This window comes from Streptomyces botrytidirepellens, from assembly GCF_003721215.1.
Taxonomy (GTDB): domain Bacteria; phylum Actinomycetota; class Actinomycetes; order Streptomycetales; family Streptomycetaceae; genus Streptomyces; species Streptomyces himastatinicus.
This window is the reverse complement of sequence record NZ_RIBZ01000112.1, coordinates 1-19,092: the sequence shown is the minus strand read 5'-3', so window position 1 is coordinate 19,092 and position 19,092 is coordinate 1. Positions and strand designations below refer to the sequence as shown.

Here is a 19,092-nt window from a genome sequence, read left to right as displayed (position 1 = left end):
CGGCGCCCGCCTGGTCCGGCTCCCCCGCCTCCGCCGTGCTGGCCTCCCCCACCCTGGTCGTGCCCCGGGGCGGCGCCGCCCAGGCCCGCGGGGTGATCGTGGCGGCCCGGGAGGCGGCCTCCCGGGGCATCGCCTTCGGCAGCTGCCCGAGCTCCGAGAAGCTGTCGTCCGACGTCCGCTGCGGCACCGTCTCGGTACCGCTGGACTACGCGCGGCCGCACGGCAAGCACATCCGTCTCACCGTCAGCCGCGTCCGCGCCTCCGGGCCCAAGGCCCGGCGGCAGGGCGCGCTGGTCTACAACCCGGGCGGGCCGGGCGCGTCCGGCATGACGTTCCCCGAGTACGCCGCCGAGGACGGCTTCCGCAGGACGGCCGCGGTCTACGACTTCGTCGGCTACGCGCCCCGCGGAGTCGGCGGCTCCGCGCCGGTGTCCTGTCGGCGCCCGGAGTCCTTCGCCAAGACGCCGACCAGCTCCCCGCAGCGCCCCTCCGCCGCGTATCTGCGGGCGATGGTGGCGCGGGCGCGCGCGTACGCCCGGGGCTGTGTGCGCCGTACGGGGGCGGCCCTGCGGCACATCACCACGCTGAACAACGCCCGCGACCTCGATGTCCTGCGTGCCGCGCTCGGCGAGAAGCGGCTCACCTTCGTGGGCGCCTCGTACGGCACGTACTACGGGGCCGTGTACGCGACGCTCTTCCCCCGCCATGTGCGCCGCATGGTGTTCGACAGCGTGGTCAACCCCGGCCCCGCGCAGATCTGGTACCGCAACAACCTGGACCAGTCCCTGGCCTTCGAGCGGCGCTGGGCCGACTGGCGCCGCTGGGCCGCCCGGCACCACGCCGTCTACCACCTCGGCACGACCCCCGCCCGGGTGCTCGCCGCGTACCGGAAGGCTGCCCACCGCCTGGCCCGGAAACCGGCGGGCGGGCGCGTCGGGACCGGGGAGCTCCAGGACGCGTTCGTGCGGGCGGGCTACAACGACGCCTACTGGGACCCCAGCGCGCGGGCCCTGTCCGCCTATCTGCGCGGCAACCCCCGGCCGCTGATCGCGCTGGCCGCGTCCGAGTCCGGGGACGCGGTGGCCGACGAGAACGGCACCGCCGTCTACACCGCCGTGGAGTGCAACGACGCGCCCTGGCCGCGCCGCTGGGCGAGCTGGAACCGGGAGAACACCGCCCTCGCGCGCCGGGCGCCCTTCGAGACCTGGGACAACGTGGCGATGAACCTGCCCTGCGCCTACTGGCCGCTGGGGCACGACACCCCCATGGACGTGACCGCCCGGCCGGGGCTGCCGCCGGTGCTGCTGCTGGCGGCCGAACGGGACGCGGCCACCCCGTACGCGGGCGCCAAGGAGCTGTGGCGCAGACTCCCCCGCGCCTCCCTGGTGACCGAGCGGAAGGCCGGTACCCACGGCCTGTGGGGCGGCCCGAACGCCTGCGTCAACCGCAAGGTCGACACGTATCTGCTGACCGGGAAGACGCCGGGCCGGACCGTCTCCTGCGCGCCGCGCCCGGCACCGGAGCCGCGCCGGGCCCCGGTGCCCGAGTCCGGCAAGCAGCCCGCGCTCCCCGGAGGCCCGGGGGCGCCGTGACGGTCAGGGCCGTGTGACCGTCACGGCCGCGGCCGTCAGGCCAGACCGGCGACCAGCTCGGAGACCGGCTTGCGCCGCCCGGTGTAGAACGGCACCTCCTCGCGCACGTGACGGCGCGCCTCGGAGGCGCGCAGATGGCGCATCAGGTCGACGATCCGGTGCAGCTCGTCCGCCTCGAAGGCCAGGATCCACTCGTAGTCGCCGAGGGAGAACGACGCGACGGTGTTGGCGCGCACATCGGGGAAGCCGCGCGCCATCTTGCCGTGGTCGGCGAGCATCGTGCGGCGCTCCTCGTCGGGCAGCAGGTACCACTCGTAGGACCGCACGAAGGGGTAGACGCTGACGTAGTCGCGCGCGTGCTCGTCCGCGAGGAACGCGGGGATGTGCGACTTGTTGAACTCCGCCGGGCGGTGCAGCGCCATGTTCGACCACACCGGCTCCAGGGCGCGGCCGAGCCGGGTGCGGCGGAAGAGGTTGTACGCCTCCTGAAGCGCGTCGGAGGTCTCCGAGTGCCACCAGATCATGACGTCCGCGTCCGCCCGCAGCCCGGAGACGTCATAGGTGCCGCGCACGGTGACGTCCTTGGCGGCGAGCTGCGCGAAGAGCTGCTCGACCTCGTCGGCGTAGCCGGTGCGGTCCTCCGGCAGCACGTCGCGCAGCCGGAACACCGACCACAGGGTGTAGCGGATGACCTCGTTGAGGTCCTTGGCCTTCTTCCCCGCGTTGGGCGCCTTGGGCGACGGGTCGGTCTGGGGCGTGTCGGGGCTCTCGGGAGCAGCAGTCATGGTGCCTATTCTCGCTCTCCGCCGACGGCGCCCGCCGCCAGGGTCGCCGTCAGCAGCTCGTCGGCGGCCGTGCGGGCGGATCCGATGCACGCGGGGATGCCGACGCCGTCGTAGACCGCGCCGCACACCCGCAGCCCGGGCAGCTTGGCGACCTCCGCGCGGATCCGGGCGACCCGGTCGAGATGGCCGACCGGGTACTGCGGCAGCCCGCCGTCCCAGCGGCTCACCCGGGTCGCCACCGGCTGGGCGTCCAGTCCGGTGGCCGCGCCGAGATCGGCGAGCGACATCCCCACCAGATCGGCGTCGTCGCGCTTCAGATGCTCCTCGTCCTCGAACCGCCCGATCGAGGTACGCAGCACGAAGAGATCGGGGGCGGCGTCACGCAGCCAGCCCCACTTGCGGCTGGAGAACGTGGCCGCCTTGATCGTGTGGCCGTCGACCGGCGGGACCAGGAAGCCGCTGCCGTCGGCGAGCGACGCCACGTCGTCGCGGCGGAAGGCCATGGTGATCAGCGCCATGGAGGCGTAGTCGACGGTGGCCAGCTCGGCGGAGGCGGCCGGGGAGTCGGCGGCCAGGAGCCGGGCGGCGGCGGGCGCGGGGGCCGCCACCACGACCGCGTCGGCCCGCAGCACCTCGTCGTCCGTGACGACGGTCCAGCCGTCGGCCGTCCGCCGCAGCTCCCGTACGGGCGCGCCGGTACGGATCTCGCCGCCCCCGGCCCGTACGGCGTCGGCCACCGCGAGCGGCAGCCGCCCGATGCCGCCGTCGATGCCCATGAACACCGGCCCGGCCCCGCCCTGCCGCTGGGCGGCCCGCTCGGTCAGCTCCCGGACCCCCTCGGCCAGCGGGCGGTTCGCGCGGGCCAGTTCGAAGAGGGTCGGCACCGCGGCCCGCATCGAGGTGCGGTACACATCCCCCGCGTACACCCCGCCGAGCAGCGGCTCGACCAGGCGGTCCACGACCTCCCGGCCGAGGCGGGCCGCGATGAACTCGCCGAGCGCCACGTCGTCGCCGACCGGTGTGGGCGGCAGCTCCGCGTCACGTGCGATGCGCGCCAGCCCCTCGTCCGAGATCACCCCGGACGCGGCGAGCGGCGCCGGATCGCCGGGCACGCCCATCACATGGCCCTTGGGCATCGGCCGCAGCGTGCCGCGCGTCCACAGGGAGGCGGACGCGGTCGCGGGCGGCTGGAGCCGCTCGCCGAGGCCGACGGCGCGCGCCAGCTCCACCGCCTCCGGCCGCCGGGCGAGCATCGATTCGGCCCCCAGGTCCACGGCGACGCCCTCGATCTCGCCCGCGCACAGCTTGCCGCCCAGCCGCCCCGACGCCTCCAGCACGGTCACCCGCGCCCCGCCGGCCTGGAGCCGGTGGGCGGCCGCGAGGCCCGAGATCCCGCCACCGATGACGACGGCATGGCCGGTGTGCCCCGGGGGCGGGGAGGTCACTGCGCTCATGCCCCCACTCTCTCACCCGCCCCCAGGGGGTGATGGGCCGAGGCCGCGGCGAGGTCGGCCTCGATGCGGGCGGCGGCGGTCCGCAGCGCCGGAAGCAGCTCCTCGACGGCTGCCTCCGCGCTGCCGCGGCCCGCGTGGGTGGCGATGTTGAGCGCGGCCACCACCTGGCGGTCCGCGCCCCGCACGGGCACCGCGAGCGACCGCAGTCCCTCCTCCAACTCCTCGTCCACCAGGGCGTATCCGTCCGCCCCGGTCCGCTCCAGGACGCGGGCCAGCTCGGGCACGGTGGTCACGGTGTGCCGGGTCAGCGGCTTCGGGTCGAGCCCGGCGAGATACGCGGCGCGCCCGCCCGGGTCCAGCCCGGCGAGCAGCACCCGGCCCATGGAGGTCGCGTAGGCGGGGAAGCGGGTGCCGATGGTGATGTTGACGCTCATGATCCGCACGGTCGGTACGCGCGCCACATACCGGATGTCGTCGCCGTCGAGGACCGCCAGCGACGCCGACTCGTGGACGGTGCGGACGAGTTCGCGCATATGGGGCTGGGCCAGCTCGGTGAACGACAGGTCGCCCAGCGGTGCGTACCCCAGCTCCAGCACCCGCGGCAGCGGACGGAAGGCCCGGCCGTCGGCCTCCGCGTACTCGGCGTATCCCAGCTCGACGAGGGTCAGCAGGGAGCGGCGCGCGGTGGCCCGGGGCAGCCCGGTGGTCTCGGCGACGGCGGTGAGCGTGCGCCCGCGCCGCGCACGGTCGCCCTCCGGCCCCGGGGTGCCCAGCGCCCGCAGCACGGTGAGTCCGCGCGCGAGCGACTGGAGATACCCGGCCCCCAGCTCCCGCTTGGCCGCCCGCGCCGGATCCTCGGCGCCCCCCGTCGCGGCGGGCCCGTGCCCGTCTTCTTCCGGTTCTTCCGGCGGGCGGCGGACGGGCGGGGACGCCAGGGCCGCCTCCATCGCCGGGACCTCCGCGCGCAGCGGGCCCAGCACGGCGGCCCGCAGCGAGGCCACGTCATGGCGGCTGGTGTGGCTGACGACGTTCACCGCGCACACGGTGCGTCCCGATCCGTCCCGGACCGGGACGGACACCGCCACCAGGCCGGGCTCGATCAGCTGGTCGTCGGCCGCCCAGCCGGCCCGGGCCGCCTCCCGTACGCGCGCCTCGAACCCGGTGTCCGCGGCGGGCCTGTGGCGCGGCGGAACGGCGGGGAAGGCCGCGTCGAGGGGGTCGGCGGCGCGGCGGGCGCGCCAGGCCGCCCACGCCCGCTCGTCCCACTCGGCGGCGAAGAGCGCGCCCGGGGCGCAGCGCTCGGCGGGGAGCAGGTCGCCGATGCGGAAGGCGAGGGACATGGTGCGGCGGCGGGTGGCCTGGACGACGAAGCGCGCCCCGTCGCCGTCCGGCACGGCGACCGAGACCGATTCGTCGAGCCCGTCGGCGAGCCGCTCGGCGAACGGACCGAGCGCGTCCGGCAGGCCGCTGGCGGCCAGGTAGGCGTTGCCCAGCTCCATGAGCCGGGTCGCGAGGCTGATGTCGCGCCCGTCGAGCCGCACATACCCCAGCTGTTCGAGCGTGCCCACGACGCGGTCGACGACGGACCGGGCGAGCCCGGTGCCGCGCACGAGGTCGCCGGGCCGGACCGCGGCCTCGCCCCGGTGCGCGGCCAGCCGGGTCAGCTCGCAGAGCACGGCGAGGCCGCGCTCGAGAGGACCGACGGGGCCATTGACAGGTGGGGACACCGGACCGAGACTCATCACGAGCTCGATTATGAACGAAGTTTCACTCCGCGAACAAGTGGGGATCCTCGCTTCATCGGATCCGGACGAAGGGACTTTCGATGCGCACGACGGTCGGGATCATCGGCGCGGGGCCCGCCGGGCTGCTGCTCGCCCGTCTGCTGTACCGCGCGGGGGTGGACTGCGTGGTGCTGGAGAGCCGGGACCGGGCCTATGTCGAGCAGCGGCAGCGGGCCGGAATCCTGGAGCAGGGCACGGTGGACGTGCTGCGGGAGTGCGGCGCGGCCGAGCGCCTGGACCGCGAGGGGCTGCCGCACCAGGGCATCGAGCTGCGCTTCGAGGGCCGCGGCCACCGCATCGACTTCCCCGCCGCCACGGGTGGCAAGGCGGTGACGGTCTACGCGCAGACGGAGATCGTCAAGGATCTGGTCCGGCTCCAGCTCGCCGACCCCGGGGGGCCTCCCCTGCTGTTCGGGGCCGAGGCCCTGGCGATCGAGAAGCCGGATTCCGCGGCCCCGGTCATCCGCTTTCGCCGCGAGGGCCGGGAAGAGACGCTGAGCTGCGACTTCGTGGCGGGGTGTGACGGCTTCCACGGCATCGCCCGGCGCGCGATCCCGGCCGACCGGGTCCGCACCTTCGAGCGCACCTATCCCTACTCCTGGCTCGGGGTGCTGGCCGATGTGCCGCCGTCCTGCGAGGAGTTGATCTACGCCCGCCACCAGCGCGGCTTCGCGCTGCACAGCATGCGCTCCCCGCAGGTCTCCCGGCTCTACCTCCAGGTGCCGAACGACACCGACCCCGCCGACTGGTCCGACGAGCAGATCTGGGACGAGCTGTCCGCCCGCTTCGCGCTCGACGGCGGCGACGCCGCGTGGCGCCTGGAGCGGGGCCCGATCACCGCCACGTCGGTGACCCCGATGCGCAGCTTCGTGCAGGAGCCGATGCGCCACGGCCGCCTCTTCCTGGCGGGCGACGCGGCGCACATCGTGCCGCCGACCGGGGCCAAGGGGCTCAACCTCGCGGTCAGCGACGTGGTCACCCTGGCCCGCGCGCTCGCCCAGCACCACACCACGGGGTCGACCGAGCTGCTGGACGGCTACTCCGCGACGTGCCTCGCCCGGGTGTGGCAGGCCGAGCGCTTCTCGTACTTCATGACGGACACCCTGCACCGCCGCCCGGAGCAGAGCCCGTTCGAGGACCGGCTCCAGATCGCCCAGCTGGACCGGATCGCCACCTCCCGCACCGCATCCGCCGAGCTGGCCGAGAACTACGTCGGCCTCCCGCTGTCATGACGGCCCCGACGGGCCCCCGGATCGGCCACCGCCCGGACGCCGGACGCCCGGACGCCGGGCGGTCGGACGCCGGGCGGTCGGTCGCGGGCCGGGTGCTGGCCGTGCTGGACGCGTTCGACGCCTCGCACCGGTCGCTGTCGCTCACCGCCCTCGCCCGGCGCGCCGGGCTGCCGCTGGCCACCGCGCACCGGCTGGTCGCCTCGCTCACCCGCTGGGGCGCCCTGGAGCGCGACACCTCGGGGGCGTACCACATCGGCCTGCGGCTGTGGGAGGTGGCGACGCTGTCGCCGCGCGGGGTCGGAGTGCGCGAGGCGGCGCTGCCGTTCATGGAGGACCTGTACGAGGCCACCCATGAGAACGTCCAGCTGGCGGTGCGCGACGGCCTGGAAGTGGTCTACGTCGAGCTGATCTCCGGCCGCTCCGCGGTCCATGTGCGCACCCGGGTCGGCAGCCGCTGGCCGCTGCACGCCACGGGCGTCGGCCTGGTGCTGCTCGCGTACGGGCCGCCGGGTCTCGGCGAGCGGGTGTGTGCCCGGCCGATGCGCCGGTTCACCGAGCGGACGATTCAGGACCCGGCGCGGCTGCGGGCCACGCTCGCCGAGGTGCGGCGCACCGGGATCGCGGTCAGCGACCGGCAGATCACCATGGACGGACTGTCCATCGCCGCCCCGGTGCGGGGCCCGCGCGGGGAGGTGGTGGCCTCACTGTCGGTGGTGGTCCCGGCCGCGGAGGGGCGGGCACCGGGGCTGATACCCGCGGTGCGGGTCGCCGCCCACGGCATATCCCGTACCCTCGCCGCCGGCTAGGGGGTGGCTTGTCGATCAGGCCGGATCAGCGAGCGGCGTCTGGTGCGGTAGCNGCCGGCTAGGGGGTGGCTTGTCGATCAGGCCGGATCAGCGAGCGGCGTCTGGTGCGGTAGCTCGCAACCCGCGTGAGGAGAGCGCAGCGGCGCTGCGTGCGACGAGCGCGGGGCCGCGAGGTGCCGTGCCAGGCGTCGGGAGCCCGGCATGATCGGCAAGCCGCCCCCTCAGGGCAAGAGTCCCTCACCGAGGCTTCCGGCTGACGGAAGACCTCGATCTACCCCTTGCCGGGGGTGCGTTCACGCCACATTCTGTGGGGCGCCACATCCTGTGCGGCACACCGCGCTCCGAGCTGGAACACCCAACGCCCGAGGGGGGCGCCCGAAGTGACCACCGAGGACACCGCCGCGCGGGAGCCGACGGCCCACCGCACCGGCTGGCAGCCGTACCACACGCTGTGGGCCATGCTGCTGGGCGGCTGGCTCTTCTCCTACGCCGACCGCACCATCACCGGCCCGGTGGTGACCTGGCTGATCGAGAACGACCACGGCATGCTGGGCTCCGCCAGCCATCCGCATGCCCTCGGCGGTCTGATCGGCAGCCTCTTCTTCGCGGGCTACATGCTCACCCAGTTCCCCGGCGGCTATCTCGGGGACCGCTTCGGGCATCGCACGATGCTCGCCGTCTCGCTGGTGTGGGCGGGGGTGGCGACCCTGGCCAGCGGGGTGGTGAGCGGGCTGATCGCGTTCGTCGTCCTGCGGGTGCTGACCGGGCTGGGCGAGGGCGTCTTCTACTCCAACGACCGCTCGCTGATCGCCCAGCGCACCCCGCCCGAGAAGACCAGTCTCGGCATGGGCGTCGCCATCACCGGGCTGTCGATCGGGCTGACGATCGCGACCATCAGCACGCCCTATCTGATCGACTGGGGCGCCCAGGTGTTCGGGCACGAGGACGCCTGGCGGATGCCGTTCCTGGTGCTGGGCGGAGCGACGCTCGCGTTCGGCTGGGTCACCACGGTCTATCTGCGCCGCATCGGCGGCCCGCTCAAGGCCACCGGCTCCACCCTGCGGCTGCTGGGGATATCGGCGGTGCTGTGCGCGGCCGTCATGGCGGTCTATCTGATCGCCGACGGGGCGGGGATGCCGAGCTGGGGCGTGGCCGTCCTGGAGTGCGTGCTCGCGTTCGTGCTGATCGGGGCGATCTTCGCCCGGCGCGGGTCGCGGCTCGGCTCCATCTCCCGGAACCGCAATGTGCTGTTGCTCAGCTTCGCGTTCATCGCGGTCATGTGGAACCTGTGGTTCTTCAGCTTCTGGTCGGTGTCGATCGTCGCCGACGCCGCCCACAGCTCCTTCCAGAACGCGGCGCTGGTCGCGACGTTCAACGCGGGCGCGGGCATCCTCGGGTTCCCGGTCGGCGGTCGGCTGTCGGACCTGGCGAAGGACCGGGAGTGGGGGCGGCGGCCGCTGCTGATCGCGTTCACCGTGGTGCAGGGCGTGCTGGTGCTGGTCTTCGCGGCGTACCTCCAGGCCCAGGAGAAGCCGTCCCTGCTGGTGATGTCCGTCCTGCTCTTCGTCACCAGCCTGTTCTTCAACGCCCTCCAGCCGATGGCGCACGCCCTGCTGAACGATGTGGTCGACGCGTCCGAGCGCGGTGCCGCCTTCGGCCTGTTCAACCTGGTCGGGGAGATAGGCGCGGTGATCAGCCCGGCGCTCAGCGGCACCCTGTTCGACCACTACGGCAGCTGGACGTCCGCCGTCTACATCGACGGCGCGCTGATGCTCACGAGTGCTGTTCTGTACGTCCTGGTACGCGAACCCATGGCGCGCTCATAGCGTGGTACCCGACGGAGCGGGACATACGGCTGTGAAGGGGCGGATTCCATGGCGGCAGCACGGCGGATGGTGGTCATCGGGGGCGACGCGGCGGGGATGTCCGCCGCGTCCCGGGCGCGCAGGCTCAGCAAGCGGGGCGAGCTGGAGATCCTGGCCTTCGAGCGCGGCCACTTCACGTCGTACTCGGCGTGCGGCATCCCGTACTGGGCCGGGGGCCTGGTGTCCGGCCCCGACGACCTCGTCGCCCGCACCCCGGAGGCACACCGCGGGCGCGGTATCGACGTCCGCCTCCGCAGCGAGGTCACCGAGATCGACGTCGCCGGGCAGCGGGTCCGGGTCCGGGAGCTGGACGCCTCCGGCGGCGCCGAGCGCTGGCACGGCTTCGACGACCTGGTCATCGCCACCGGCGCCCGCCCGCGCCGCCCCGACATGCCCGGCATCGACGCGCCCGGGGTGCACGGGGTGCAGACCCTGGACGACGGGCGGGCGCTGCTGGAGACCCTGGAGGGCCGGACGGTCGAGCGGGCCGTTGTGGTCGGCGCCGGATACATCGGGGTGGAGATGGCGGAGGCGCTGACCCGCCGCGGCTGTCGGGTCACCGTCCTGGAGCGCGGCGAACAGCCGATGGCCACCCTCGACCCCGACATGGGACGGCTGGTACGCGAGGCGATGACCGGGCTCGGCATCGACACCGTGACCGGCGCGGAGGTCGCCGAGGTGCTGACCGGCGAGGACGGCCGGGTGCGCGGGGTGGCCACCAAGGTCAGCGAATACCCGGCCGAGCTGGTCGTTCTGGGCCTCGGGGTGATCCCCGAGACCGGGCTCGCCCGGGAGGCGGGGCTGCCGCTGGGCGAGTCGGGCGGGCTGCTCACCGACCTGGCCATGCGGGTCCGCGGTCACGCCAACATCTGGGCGGGCGGCGACTGCGTGGAGGTCCTCGACCTGGTGTCCGGCCGCCCCCGGCACATCCCGCTGGGCACCCACGCCAACAAGCAGGGCCAGGTCATCGGCACCAACATCGGTGGCGGCTATGCCACGTTCCCCGGCGTGGTCGGCACCGCGGTCAGCAAGGTCTGCGATCTGGAGATCGCCCGCACCGGGCTGCTGGAGGCCCAGGCGGAGGAGGTGGGGCTGCGCTTCCACGCCGTCACCGCCGAGTCGACCAGCCGCGCCGGGTACTACCCCGATGCCCGCCCGATGACGGTGAAGGTGCTCGCCGAGCGCCGTACGGGGCGGCTGCTCGGCGCGCAGATCGTCGGCCGGGAGGGCGCGGGCAAGCGCGTGGACATCGCGGCGGTCGCGCTGACCGCCGGGATGACGGTCGAGCAGGTGGCGTCGCTGGACCTGGGGTACGCGCCGCCGTTCTCCCCGGTGTGGGACCCGGTGCAGGTGGCGGCGCGCAAGGCGGCGGCCGTCGTACGGGAGGCGGCGGACCGGTAGCGGCCCGCCGCGACACCGCCGCCGCCCGGGGCGTCAGCGCGCGGTGTGGGTGTGGACGTACTCGACGAGCCGGGTCAGGGCGTCCGGGTCGGTGGTGGGCAGCACGCCGTGGCCGAGGTTGAAGATGTGCCCCTCAAGACCCTGGGCCGCGTCCAGCACCTCGGCCGCCTTGGCCTCCACGGCCTCGCGCGGCGCGAACAGCACGGCGGGGTCGAGGTTGCCCTGGAGCGCCTTGCCGGGGCCCACCCGCCGGGCGGCCTCGTCCAGCGGCACCCGCCAGTCGGCGCCCACGACGTCCGCGCCCGCCTCGCCGAGCAGCCCGAGCAGCTCGCCGGTGCCGACGCCGAAGTGGATGCGCGGCACGCCGTACCCGGCGACGGCCTCGAAGACCTTCGTGGAGGCGGGCATCACGCTGCGGCGGTAGTCGGCCGGGGCCAGGGCGCCGACCCAGGAGTCGAAGAGCTGCACGGCCGAGGCGCCCGCCTCGATCTGCACCGTCAGGAAGGTCGCGGTGATGTCCGCGAGCCGGTCGAGCAGATCGGCCCACAGCTCCGGGTCGCCGTACATGAGCGCCTTGGTGTGCTCGTGGTTGCGCGACGGGCCGCCCTCGACCAGATAGCTGGCGAGCGTGAAGGGCGCGCCCGCGAAGCCGATGAGGGGGGTGGCACCCAGTTCGCCGACGAGCGATCCGACGGCCTCGGTGACGTACTTCACATCGTCGGGGTCGAGCGGACGCAGCTGCTCCAGATCCGCGCGGCTGCGGATCGGACGCTCCACGACGGGACCGACGCCGGGCTTGATGTCGAGGTCGATCCCGATCGCCTTGAGCGGCACCACGATGTCGCTGAAGTAGATCGCCGCGTCCACCCGGTGACGGCGCACCGGCTGGAGCGTGATCTCCGTGACCAGGTCGGGCCGCATGCAGGACTCCAGCATGGCGGTGCCCTCACGGACCTTCCGGTACTCCGGCAGCGAGCGCCCCGCCTGCCGCATGAACCACACCGGGGTGTGCGGCACCGGTTCGCGTCGACAGGCCCGGAGGAAGGCCGAATCGGCGCAGGGGTTCGCCGCCGGGCGGCCGGTCTGCTGCTGGCCCGAGGGCCGCTCTGTGGCGCTCATGCACCAAATCTTCGCACGGGCCGAACGAGTGACCCGCCAACCCGGGTGTTCCTCCCCGGTTGGAGCCCTCACTGCGCCTAGTCTTCCGGGCATGGCAGCGGTTCAAGGACACGTCTCGAACGGTGCTGACGGCGCTGACGGCCCGGACGCGGGCGGGGAAGGCGCCCCGCTCGCCTTCCGGCGTGCGGTCGCCGGTCTGCGCGCGGCACGGGTGCGGCCCGAGGTCGAGCTCGACCCGACCCCACCACCGCGCCGCCTGGCGCCGTTCGCGTACGCACTCGAAGCGGTGGTCACGGACCCCACCGCCGACGACGACGAGGAGCTGGCCGAGGGCCGGCTCATCCTGCTGCACGACCCGGCGGGCCATGACTCCTGGCGCGGCACCTTCCGGATGGTCACGCTGATCCACGCCGATCTGGAGCCGGAGATCGCGGCGGATCCCCTGCTGCCCGAGGTGTGCTGGTCGTGGCTCACCGGCGCGCTGGAGGCGCGCGGCCTCGGCTGCTCGGAGCCCAGCGGCACGGTGACGCGCGCCAGCTCGCACTACTTCGGCGGGATCGGGGAGCGGGAGCCCTCGACCCGGATCGAGATCCGGGCCTCGTGGACGCCGTCGGACCACCCGTCCCCCGAGCCGGCCCGCCCGGAGCGGCCGGAGCGGTCGGAGCGGTCGGACGAGGCGGCCGCGGAGCCGCTGGGCGTGCCAGACACCGGGGCGCACCTGGCGGCCTGGTGCGATCTGCTGTGCCAGATCGCCGGTCTGCCCCCGGCCGGGACCACGGAGGCGGGCGTGGTCTCCCTCCCCCAGCGCCGCGGCCCCCAGCCCCGCTGAGCGATCCCCGGCCCCGCTGAGCACCGGCCCCGCCGGGCGGCCCCGGCACCCCGCGGCCCAGCCGAGCAGTTCATCAGCCCCGCTGAGCGGTCATCAGCCCCGCCCGGCGGGTCTTCGCTGTGCGCTTCCGGCGCTCGGACAACCCCGTCTGACCGAGATTGCCCGAATTGTTACTCACCAAATCGTGATCATTCCCTAAAGCTGGACCGTATCGGTGCCGAAGGAGTGGTGACCCGTCCCACCACTTCCCAGGAGGCCTGGTGTCTGTTCTCCTCGAGCAACCGTCCAGCCTGGTCGCCTACCGCCCGAACAAGCCGACGGCCATGGTCGTCGTCGCCGACCCCCGCGTTCGTTCCACCGTCACCCGTCACCTGTGGGCCCTCGGGGTGCGCGACGTCATCGAGGCGTCGTCCGTCGCGGAGGCCCGCCCCCGTATCGGCAACCCGCGCGACATCTGCGTCGCCGACGTCCACCTCCCCGACGGCTCCGGCCTCACCCTGCTCTCCGAGACCCGTGCCGCGGGCTGGCCGAACGGCCTGGCCCTCTCCGCCGCCGACGACATCGGCGCCGTGCGGAACGCGCTGGCCGGCGGCGTCAAGGGCTACGTCGTCACCGGCACCCGCACCAACCTGGGCATCCCGGGCCGTCCCGGCGCCGCCCCCATCGGCGCCGCCGCCGCCCGGATGCACCGCCGCCCGCCGGGCGCCCCCGGTCACCCGGGTGGCTACCGGGAGCTGTCGGGACGTGAGGTCGAGGTGCTGAGGCTGGTTGCGGAGGGCCAGTCCAACAAGGCCATCGGCGTCTCGATGGGCCTGTCCGCACTCACCGTCAAGAGCCACCTCGCCCGGATCGCCCGCAAGCTCGGCACCGGCGACCGGGCCGGCATGGTCGCGGTCGCCCTGCGTACCGGCATCATCCACTGAGCCGTACGGCGGGTGATCACCCGCCGCGGACCGGCCCCGCGCCCGTCGACGGAACGTTCCGTCGACGGGCGCCCTGTGTACCCGGCGTACACAGCTACCCTTGACAGGTGACCGACGCCCAAGAGACCGCAGCAGAGACGACACTGCGAACCACCGGGGGCGCTCCTCCGGACGACCTCCCCCCGGCGCCGGTCCCCTTGCTGGAGCCGCGTGAGGGCATTCCGCCCGTCACCGCCGACCCGGAGGCGCTCGCCGAAGTCGTCGCGGCCTTCGCCGCGGGCCACGGCCCCGTGGCCGTCGACGCCGAGCGCGCCTCCGGCTACCGCTACGGACAGCGGGCCTATCTGGTCCAGCTGCGCCGGGCCGGAGCGGGGACCGCACTGATCGACCCCGTCGGCTGCCCCGACCTGTCGGGTCTGGGGGCCGCCGTCGCCGACGCCGAGTGGGTGCTGCATGCCGCGACCCAGGATCTGCCGTGTCTGCGTGACATAGGCATGGTCCCGGACCGGCTCTTCGACACCGAACTCGCGGGCCGGCTGGCCGGGTTCGCCCGGGTGGGGCTCGGCGCCATGGTCGAGAACATCCTCGGCTACGCGCTGGAGAAGGGACATTCGGCCGTCGACTGGTCGACCCGCCCGCTGCCCGAGCCGTGGCTGCACTACGCCGCGCTCGACGTGGAGCTGCTGGTCGACCTGCGGGACGCGCTGGAGGAGGAGCTGACCCGGCAGGGGAAGCTGGAGTGGGCCCACCAGGAGTTCGCGGCCATCGCCGCCGCCCCGCCCGCCCCGCCGCGCAAGGACCCCTGGCGACGTACGTCGGGGATGCACAAGGTCCGGCGACGACGGCAGATGGCCGTGGTGCGCGAGCTGTGGACGGCCCGGGACCGCATCGCCCAGCGCCGCGACGTGTCGCCCGGCAAGGTGCTGGGCGACGCGGCGATCGTGGAGGCCGCGCTGGCGCTGCCGGTGAACGCCCGGGCGCTGTCCGCGCTCAGCGGCTTCGGCCACCGGATGAGCCGTCGCCAGCTGGAGCAGTGGCAGGCCGCGGTGGACCGGGCCCGGGAGCTGCCGGAGGCCGAACTTCCGCAGCCCGGCCAGCCGGTGGCCGGTCCGCCCCCGCCGCGCGCCTGGGCCGACAAGGACCCCGCCGCGGCGGCCCGGCTCTCGGCGGCCCGCGCCGCGGTGACGGCGCTGGCCGAACGGCTGAATCTGCCGCAGGAGAACCTGATCGCCCCGGATACGGTCCGGCGGCTGTGCTGGGAGCCCCCCGAGGAGCCGACGACCGACGCGGTGGCGGACGTTCTCGCTGGTCATGGGGCCCGTCCCTGGCAGATCGACCAGGTGTCGACGGTCCTGGCCGGCGCCCTGCGGACGGACTCGGCGTGACCTCCGTCGCGATGTGACGCGCGTGGACCGGCGGCCTCGGCCGCCGGTCCTCATTCATGCTCCGAATTCATGCTCCGACCTGTGACCTTCGACGCTACGGCGGCGAAGACTGGGCAGCATGGTTACTCATAAGTAGCATGAGGGTGTGGAGGCGCGCCGATGGCGTGCCCGCAGCAGTGCCATCCCGCACCTGGAGGAGAGCCAACGTGCCTCGTACCGCTAGGGACGTCGTCTTCGTCGACGGCGTCCGTACCCCGTTCGGCAAGGCGGGCCCGAAGGGCATCTACCACGAGACCCGCGCCGACGACCTGGTCGTCAAGTGCATCCGGGAGCTGCTGCGACGCAACCCGGATCTTCCGCCGGAGCGCATCGACGAGGTGGCCGTCGCCGCGACCACCCAGATCGGGGACCAGGGCCTGACCATCGGCCGCACCGCGGGCATCCTGGCCGGGCTGCCGCAGTCCGTCCCCGGCTACTCGATCGACCGGATGTGCGCCGGTGCGATGACCGCCGTCACCACCACCGCGGGCTCCATCGCCTTCGGCGCGTACGACGCGGTCGTCGCGGGCGGCGTGGAGCACATGGGCCGCCACCCGATGGGCGAGGGCGTCGACCCGAACCCGCGGTTCGTCTCCGAGAAGCTGGTCGACGAGTCGGCCCTCTTCATGGGCATGACGGCGGAGAACCTGCACGACCGGCTGCCGCACCTCACCAAGCAGCGCGCCGACGAGTACGCGGTGCGCAGCCAGGAGAAGGCCGCCAAGGCGTACGCCAACGGCAAGATCCAGCAGGACCTGGTGCCCATCTCGGTGCGCCGCACCACCCCCGAGGGCGGGGAGACCGGCTGGGGGCTCGCGACCTCCGACGAGCCGATGCGCCCGGGCACCACGCTGGAGAACCTGGCCACGCTGAAGACCCCGTTCCGGCCGCACGGCCGGATCACCGCGGGCAACTCCGCGGGGCTCAACGACGGCGCCACCGCCTCCCTGATCGCCTCCGAGGACTTCGCCCGGGAGCTGGACCTTCCGGTCAGGATGCGCCTGGTGTCGTTCGCCTTCGCGGGCGTCGAGCCCGAGGTGATGGGCTACGGCCCGGTCCCGGCCACCCAGAAGGCCCTGGCCAAGGCCGGGCTGACGATCGATGACATCGGCCTGTTCGAGGTCAACGAGGCGTTCGCCGTCCAGGTGCTGTCGTTCCTGGACCACTACGGCATCGCGGACGACGACCCGCGCGTCAACCAGTACGGCGGCGCGATCGCCTTCGGCCACCCGCTCGCCTCCTCCGGCGTCCGCCTGATGACGCAGCTGGCGCGGCAGTTCGAGGAGCAGCCGGAAGTCCGCTACGGCATCACCACCATGTGCATCGGCTTCGGCATGGGTGGCACCGTGATCTGGGAGAACCCGCACTTCGAGGGGAACAAGTGACTACCACCGCAGAGCTTCTCAAGGGAGCGGCCGAGCTGTTCCCGGACGAGGTCGTGACGCAGGCGCACGTCCGCCACCTCGACCTCCCCCAGGACGCGGGCCGTTTCGCGCTCATCACCCTGGACAACGGGCTGGACCACACCAAGCCCACCACCTTCGGCCCGGCCTCGCTCGCCAATCTCGACGCGGCGATCGACCAGGTCGAGCAGGAGGCCGCGGACGGCGCGATCACCGGCGTCGGCATCACCGGCAAGCCGTTCATCTTCGCCGTCGGCGCCGACCTCAAGGGCGTGGAGCTGCTGAAGCGCCACGAGGACGCGCTCGCCATCGGCAAGGGCGGCCACGACGTCTTCAAGCGGCTGTCCCACCTCGCCGTGCCCACCTTCGCGTACTACAACGGCGCGGCGATGGGCGGCGGCGTCGAGGTCGGCCTGCACTGCACCTACCGCACCGTCTCCGGCGCGCTGCCCGCGTTCTCGCTGCCCGAGGTGTTCCTCGGCCTGGTCCCCGGCTGGGGCGGCTGCACCCTGCTGCCGAACCTGATCGGCGCGGACCGCGCGGTCTCGGTCATCATCGAGAACTCGCTCAACCAGAACAAGCAGCTCAAGGGCCAGCAGGTCTACGAGCTGGGGATCGCCGACGCCATCTTCGAGGGCGCCGACTTCCTGGAGCAGTCGCTGATCTGGACCGCGTCCGTCCTCAAGGGCGAGCTGGAGATCGTACGGCCCGAGATCGACCGCGGCGACGCCTGGCACGAGGCCGTGGTGCGCGGCCGCGCCATCGCCGACGGCAAGGTACACGGGGCGGCCCCGGCCGCGTACCGCGCGCTGGAGATCATCGACGCGGCCCGCAACGGCGACCTCGCCCGCGGCTACGAGGCCGAGGAGAAGGCGCTCGCCGACCTCATCATGGGCAGTGAGCTGCGCAGCGGCATCTACGCCTTCAACCTGGTGCAGAAGCGCGCCAAGCGGCCGGCCGGTGCCCCGGACAAGTCGCTCGCCCGCCCCGTCTCCAAGGTCGGCGTGGTGGGCGCGGGGCTGATGGCCTCGCAGCTCGCGCTGCTGTTCGCGCGCCGCCTGGAGGTGCCGGTCGTGCTGACCGACATCGACCAGGAGCGCGTCGACAAGGGCGTCGGCTACGTCCACGACGAGATCGACAAGCTGCTGCTCAAGGGCCGTATCAACCAGGACAAGGCCAACCGGCTCAAGGCCGCGGTGACCGGGTCGCTGGACAAGGCCGCCGCCTTCGGGGACGCCGACTTCGTCATCGAGGCCGTCTTCGAGGAGATGGGCGTCAAGCAGCAGGTGTTCGCCGAGGTCGAGGCGGTCGTGCCGGAGCACGCCATCCTCGCCACCAACACCTCCTCGCTGTCGGTCAGCGAGATGGCCTCCAAGCTGAAGCACCCCGAGCGGGTCGTCGGCTTCCACTTCTTCAACCCGGTCGCGATCCTGCCGCTGCTGGAGATCGTCCGCGGCGAGAAGACCGATGACGCGTCGCTGGCCACGGCCTTCGGGGTGGCCAAGAAGCTGAAGAAGACCGCCGTCCTGGTCAAGGACGCCCCGGCGTTCGTCGTCAACCGGATCCTGACCCGCTTCATGGGCGAGATCCAGAACGTCATCGACGAGGGCACCCCGGTCGACGTCGCGGAGCGCGCGGTCGAGCCGCTCGGGCTGCCGATGTCCCCGCTGGTGCTGCTGGAGCTGGTCGGCCCGGCCATCGGTCTGCACGTCTCGGAGACGCTGCACGGCGCCTTCCCGGACCGCTTCACGGTCTCGGAGAACCTCAAGCGCGTGGTCGAGGCGGGCAAGCGCGGCTTCTACGTCTACGACTCGGGCAAGCCGGAGCTGGACCCGGAGGTCGCCGCGCTGCTCCAGCAGGGCGACACGGTCCTGACGGAGGAGCAGGTGCGCGCCCGGGTGCTGGACGCCGTCGCGCAGGAGATCGGCCTGATGCTGGACGAGGGCGTCGTCGCCGAGGCGCAGGACATCGACCTGTGCCTGATCACCGGCGCCGGGTGGCCCTTCCACCTGGGCGGCCTCACGCCGTACCTGGACCGTGAGGGCGTCTCGGAGCGGGTGAACGGGAAGCGGTTCCTGGCCCAGGGGGTCGCGAGCGTCCCGGCGTAGCTCCGTTACGCCGCGCCGATGTCGGGCGCCGGGCGGGCCGATGGTCCGCCCGGCGCCCGCGTCGTCGTTACGGGGTCATTCCCCGACGCGGGACCAGGCGCGCAGGGCCAGGCCCCGCTCGTCCGTCTTCTGACGCGCCACCAGCAGCCCGCCGTCCGGCGCGAGCGCGGCCAGGACCACCAGCCCGCGCCCGTCGAGGGCCAGCGCCGGGTGCTGGGCGCCGGGGTCGCCGGACGGCGTCCACCACACGCCCGCCGCCTCGTCCTCCGCCGGATGCGCGGCGACGGCCAGCCGGCCGCTCGAGGCGTCGCGGTGCGCCAGGACGACGCAGTCGTGGCCGTCCACCGGGGCACGCAGCGCCGCGACC

General features: G+C 73.6%; 14 protein-coding genes and 1 pseudogene. 10 read left to right on the top strand and 5 right to left on the bottom strand.

The features are described 5' to 3' along the window. Positions 1-1,592: alpha/beta hydrolase (locus EEJ42_RS08865; RefSeq protein ID WP_148081895.1), on the top strand; the 1,592-nt coding region annotated here is incomplete at its 5' end. 35 nt (positions 1,593-1,627) lie between these two features. On the opposite strand, the gene hemQ is transcribed toward EEJ42_RS08865, so the two are convergent. Genes hemQ through EEJ42_RS08850 form a run of 3 tightly spaced genes read right to left on the bottom strand, consistent with a single transcriptional unit; the run spans position 1,628 to position 5,573 of the window. Continuing rightward, positions 1,628-2,377: a hydrogen peroxide-dependent heme synthase gene (gene hemQ, locus EEJ42_RS08860; protein ID WP_123099422.1), complete on the bottom strand. Its 750-nt coding sequence runs from the start codon at positions 2,375-2,377 to the stop codon at positions 1,628-1,630. Positions 2,378-2,382: 5 nt separating this feature from the next. Further along, positions 2,383-3,831, bottom strand: a complete 1,449-nt coding sequence (gene hemG / locus EEJ42_RS08855) for a protoporphyrinogen oxidase (protein ID WP_123099421.1) — start codon at positions 3,829-3,831, stop codon at positions 2,383-2,385. After that, on the bottom strand, positions 3,828-5,573 hold the full coding sequence (locus EEJ42_RS08850; protein WP_123099420.1) for an IclR family transcriptional regulator domain-containing protein: 1,746 nt from the start codon (positions 5,571-5,573) through the stop codon (positions 3,828-3,830). The genes hemG and EEJ42_RS08850 overlap by 4 nt, the downstream gene beginning before the upstream one ends. A gap of 83 nt (positions 5,574-5,656) precedes the next feature. On the opposite strand from EEJ42_RS08850, the gene EEJ42_RS08845 reads away from it, so the two are divergent. The 4 genes from EEJ42_RS08845 (at position 5,657) to EEJ42_RS08825 (ending at position 10,919) form a co-directional block, all read left to right on the top strand. Next, positions 5,657-6,847, top strand: a complete 1,191-nt coding sequence (locus tag EEJ42_RS08845) for a 4-hydroxybenzoate 3-monooxygenase (protein ID WP_123099419.1) — start codon at positions 5,657-5,659, stop codon at positions 6,845-6,847. Next, positions 6,844-7,653 (top strand): IclR family transcriptional regulator, encoded by an 810-nt coding sequence (locus EEJ42_RS08840; protein WP_246096252.1) that lies wholly within the window; start codon positions 6,844-6,846, stop codon positions 7,651-7,653. The genes EEJ42_RS08845 and EEJ42_RS08840 overlap by 4 nt, the downstream gene beginning before the upstream one ends. A gap of 380 nt (positions 7,654-8,033) precedes the next feature. Further along, positions 8,034-9,479, top strand: a complete 1,446-nt coding sequence (locus EEJ42_RS08830) for an MFS transporter (RefSeq protein WP_123099418.1) — start codon at positions 8,034-8,036, stop codon at positions 9,477-9,479. 48 nt (positions 9,480-9,527) lie between these two features. After that, a complete protein-coding gene (locus tag EEJ42_RS08825; protein ID WP_123099417.1) occupies positions 9,528-10,919 on the top strand; it encodes an FAD-dependent oxidoreductase in 1,392 nt (463 codons plus the stop codon). Between the two features lie 33 nt (positions 10,920-10,952). Here the strand turns inward: EEJ42_RS08825 and hemE are convergent, their stop codons facing one another. Then, on the bottom strand, positions 10,953-12,038 hold the full coding sequence (gene hemE, locus EEJ42_RS08820; RefSeq protein ID WP_123099416.1) for a uroporphyrinogen decarboxylase: 1,086 nt from the start codon (positions 12,036-12,038) through the stop codon (positions 10,953-10,955). A gap of 91 nt (positions 12,039-12,129) precedes the next feature. Between hemE and EEJ42_RS08815 the strand changes: the two genes are divergently transcribed. From EEJ42_RS08815 to EEJ42_RS08795, 5 genes are all read left to right on the top strand, one after another. Continuing rightward, the gene (locus EEJ42_RS08815; protein WP_123099415.1) at positions 12,130-12,867 is read left to right on the top strand and encodes a DUF3000 domain-containing protein; all 738 of its coding nucleotides are present in this window, start codon (positions 12,130-12,132) and stop codon (positions 12,865-12,867) included. Positions 12,868-13,127: 260 nt separating this feature from the next. Continuing rightward, positions 13,128-13,790, top strand: coding sequence for a response regulator transcription factor (locus EEJ42_RS08810; protein WP_063730929.1), 663 nt, complete (start codon positions 13,128-13,130; stop codon positions 13,788-13,790). Positions 13,791-13,897: 107 nt separating this feature from the next. Continuing rightward, complete coding sequence (locus EEJ42_RS08805) at positions 13,898-15,175, top strand: ribonuclease D (RefSeq protein WP_123099414.1); 1,278 nt, start codon at positions 13,898-13,900, stop codon at positions 15,173-15,175. A 206-nt stretch (positions 15,176-15,381) separates the two neighbouring features. Beyond that, on the top strand, positions 15,382-16,599 hold the full coding sequence (locus EEJ42_RS08800) for a thiolase family protein (protein WP_123099413.1): 1,218 nt from the start codon (positions 15,382-15,384) through the stop codon (positions 16,597-16,599). Next, complete coding sequence (locus EEJ42_RS08795; protein WP_123099412.1) at positions 16,596-18,725, top strand: 3-hydroxyacyl-CoA dehydrogenase NAD-binding domain-containing protein; 2,130 nt, start codon at positions 16,596-16,598, stop codon at positions 18,723-18,725. Before EEJ42_RS08800 ends, EEJ42_RS08795 begins: the two co-directional genes overlap by 4 nt. A 75-nt stretch (positions 18,726-18,800) precedes the next feature. Here the strand turns inward: EEJ42_RS08795 and EEJ42_RS08790 are convergent. Continuing rightward, positions 18,801-19,092 (bottom strand): annotated as a pseudogene (locus EEJ42_RS08790) (hypothetical protein); the annotation flags it as partial.

Coding starts and splice junctions, on each gene's coding strand:
- hemQ (WP_123099422.1), bottom strand. CDS start 2,377: ATGACTGCTGCTCCCGAGAGCCCCGACACGCCCCAGACCGACCCGTCG.
- hemG (WP_123099421.1), bottom strand. CDS start 3,831: ATGAGCGCAGTGACCTCCCCGCCCCCGGGGCACACCGGCCATGCCGTC.
- EEJ42_RS08850 (WP_123099420.1), bottom strand. CDS start 5,573: ATGAGTCTCGGTCCGGTGTCCCCACCTGTCAATGGCCCCGTCGGTCCT.
- EEJ42_RS08845 (WP_123099419.1), top strand. CDS start 5,657: ATGCGCACGACGGTCGGGATCATCGGCGCGGGGCCCGCCGGGCTGCTG.
- EEJ42_RS08840 (WP_246096252.1), top strand. CDS start 6,844: ATGACGGCCCCGACGGGCCCCCGGATCGGCCACCGCCCGGACGCCGGA.
- EEJ42_RS08825 (WP_123099417.1), top strand. CDS start 9,528: ATGGCGGCAGCACGGCGGATGGTGGTCATCGGGGGCGACGCGGCGGGG.
- hemE (WP_123099416.1), bottom strand. CDS start 12,038: ATGAGCGCCACAGAGCGGCCCTCGGGCCAGCAGCAGACCGGCCGCCCG.
- EEJ42_RS08815 (WP_123099415.1), top strand. CDS start 12,130: ATGGCAGCGGTTCAAGGACACGTCTCGAACGGTGCTGACGGCGCTGAC.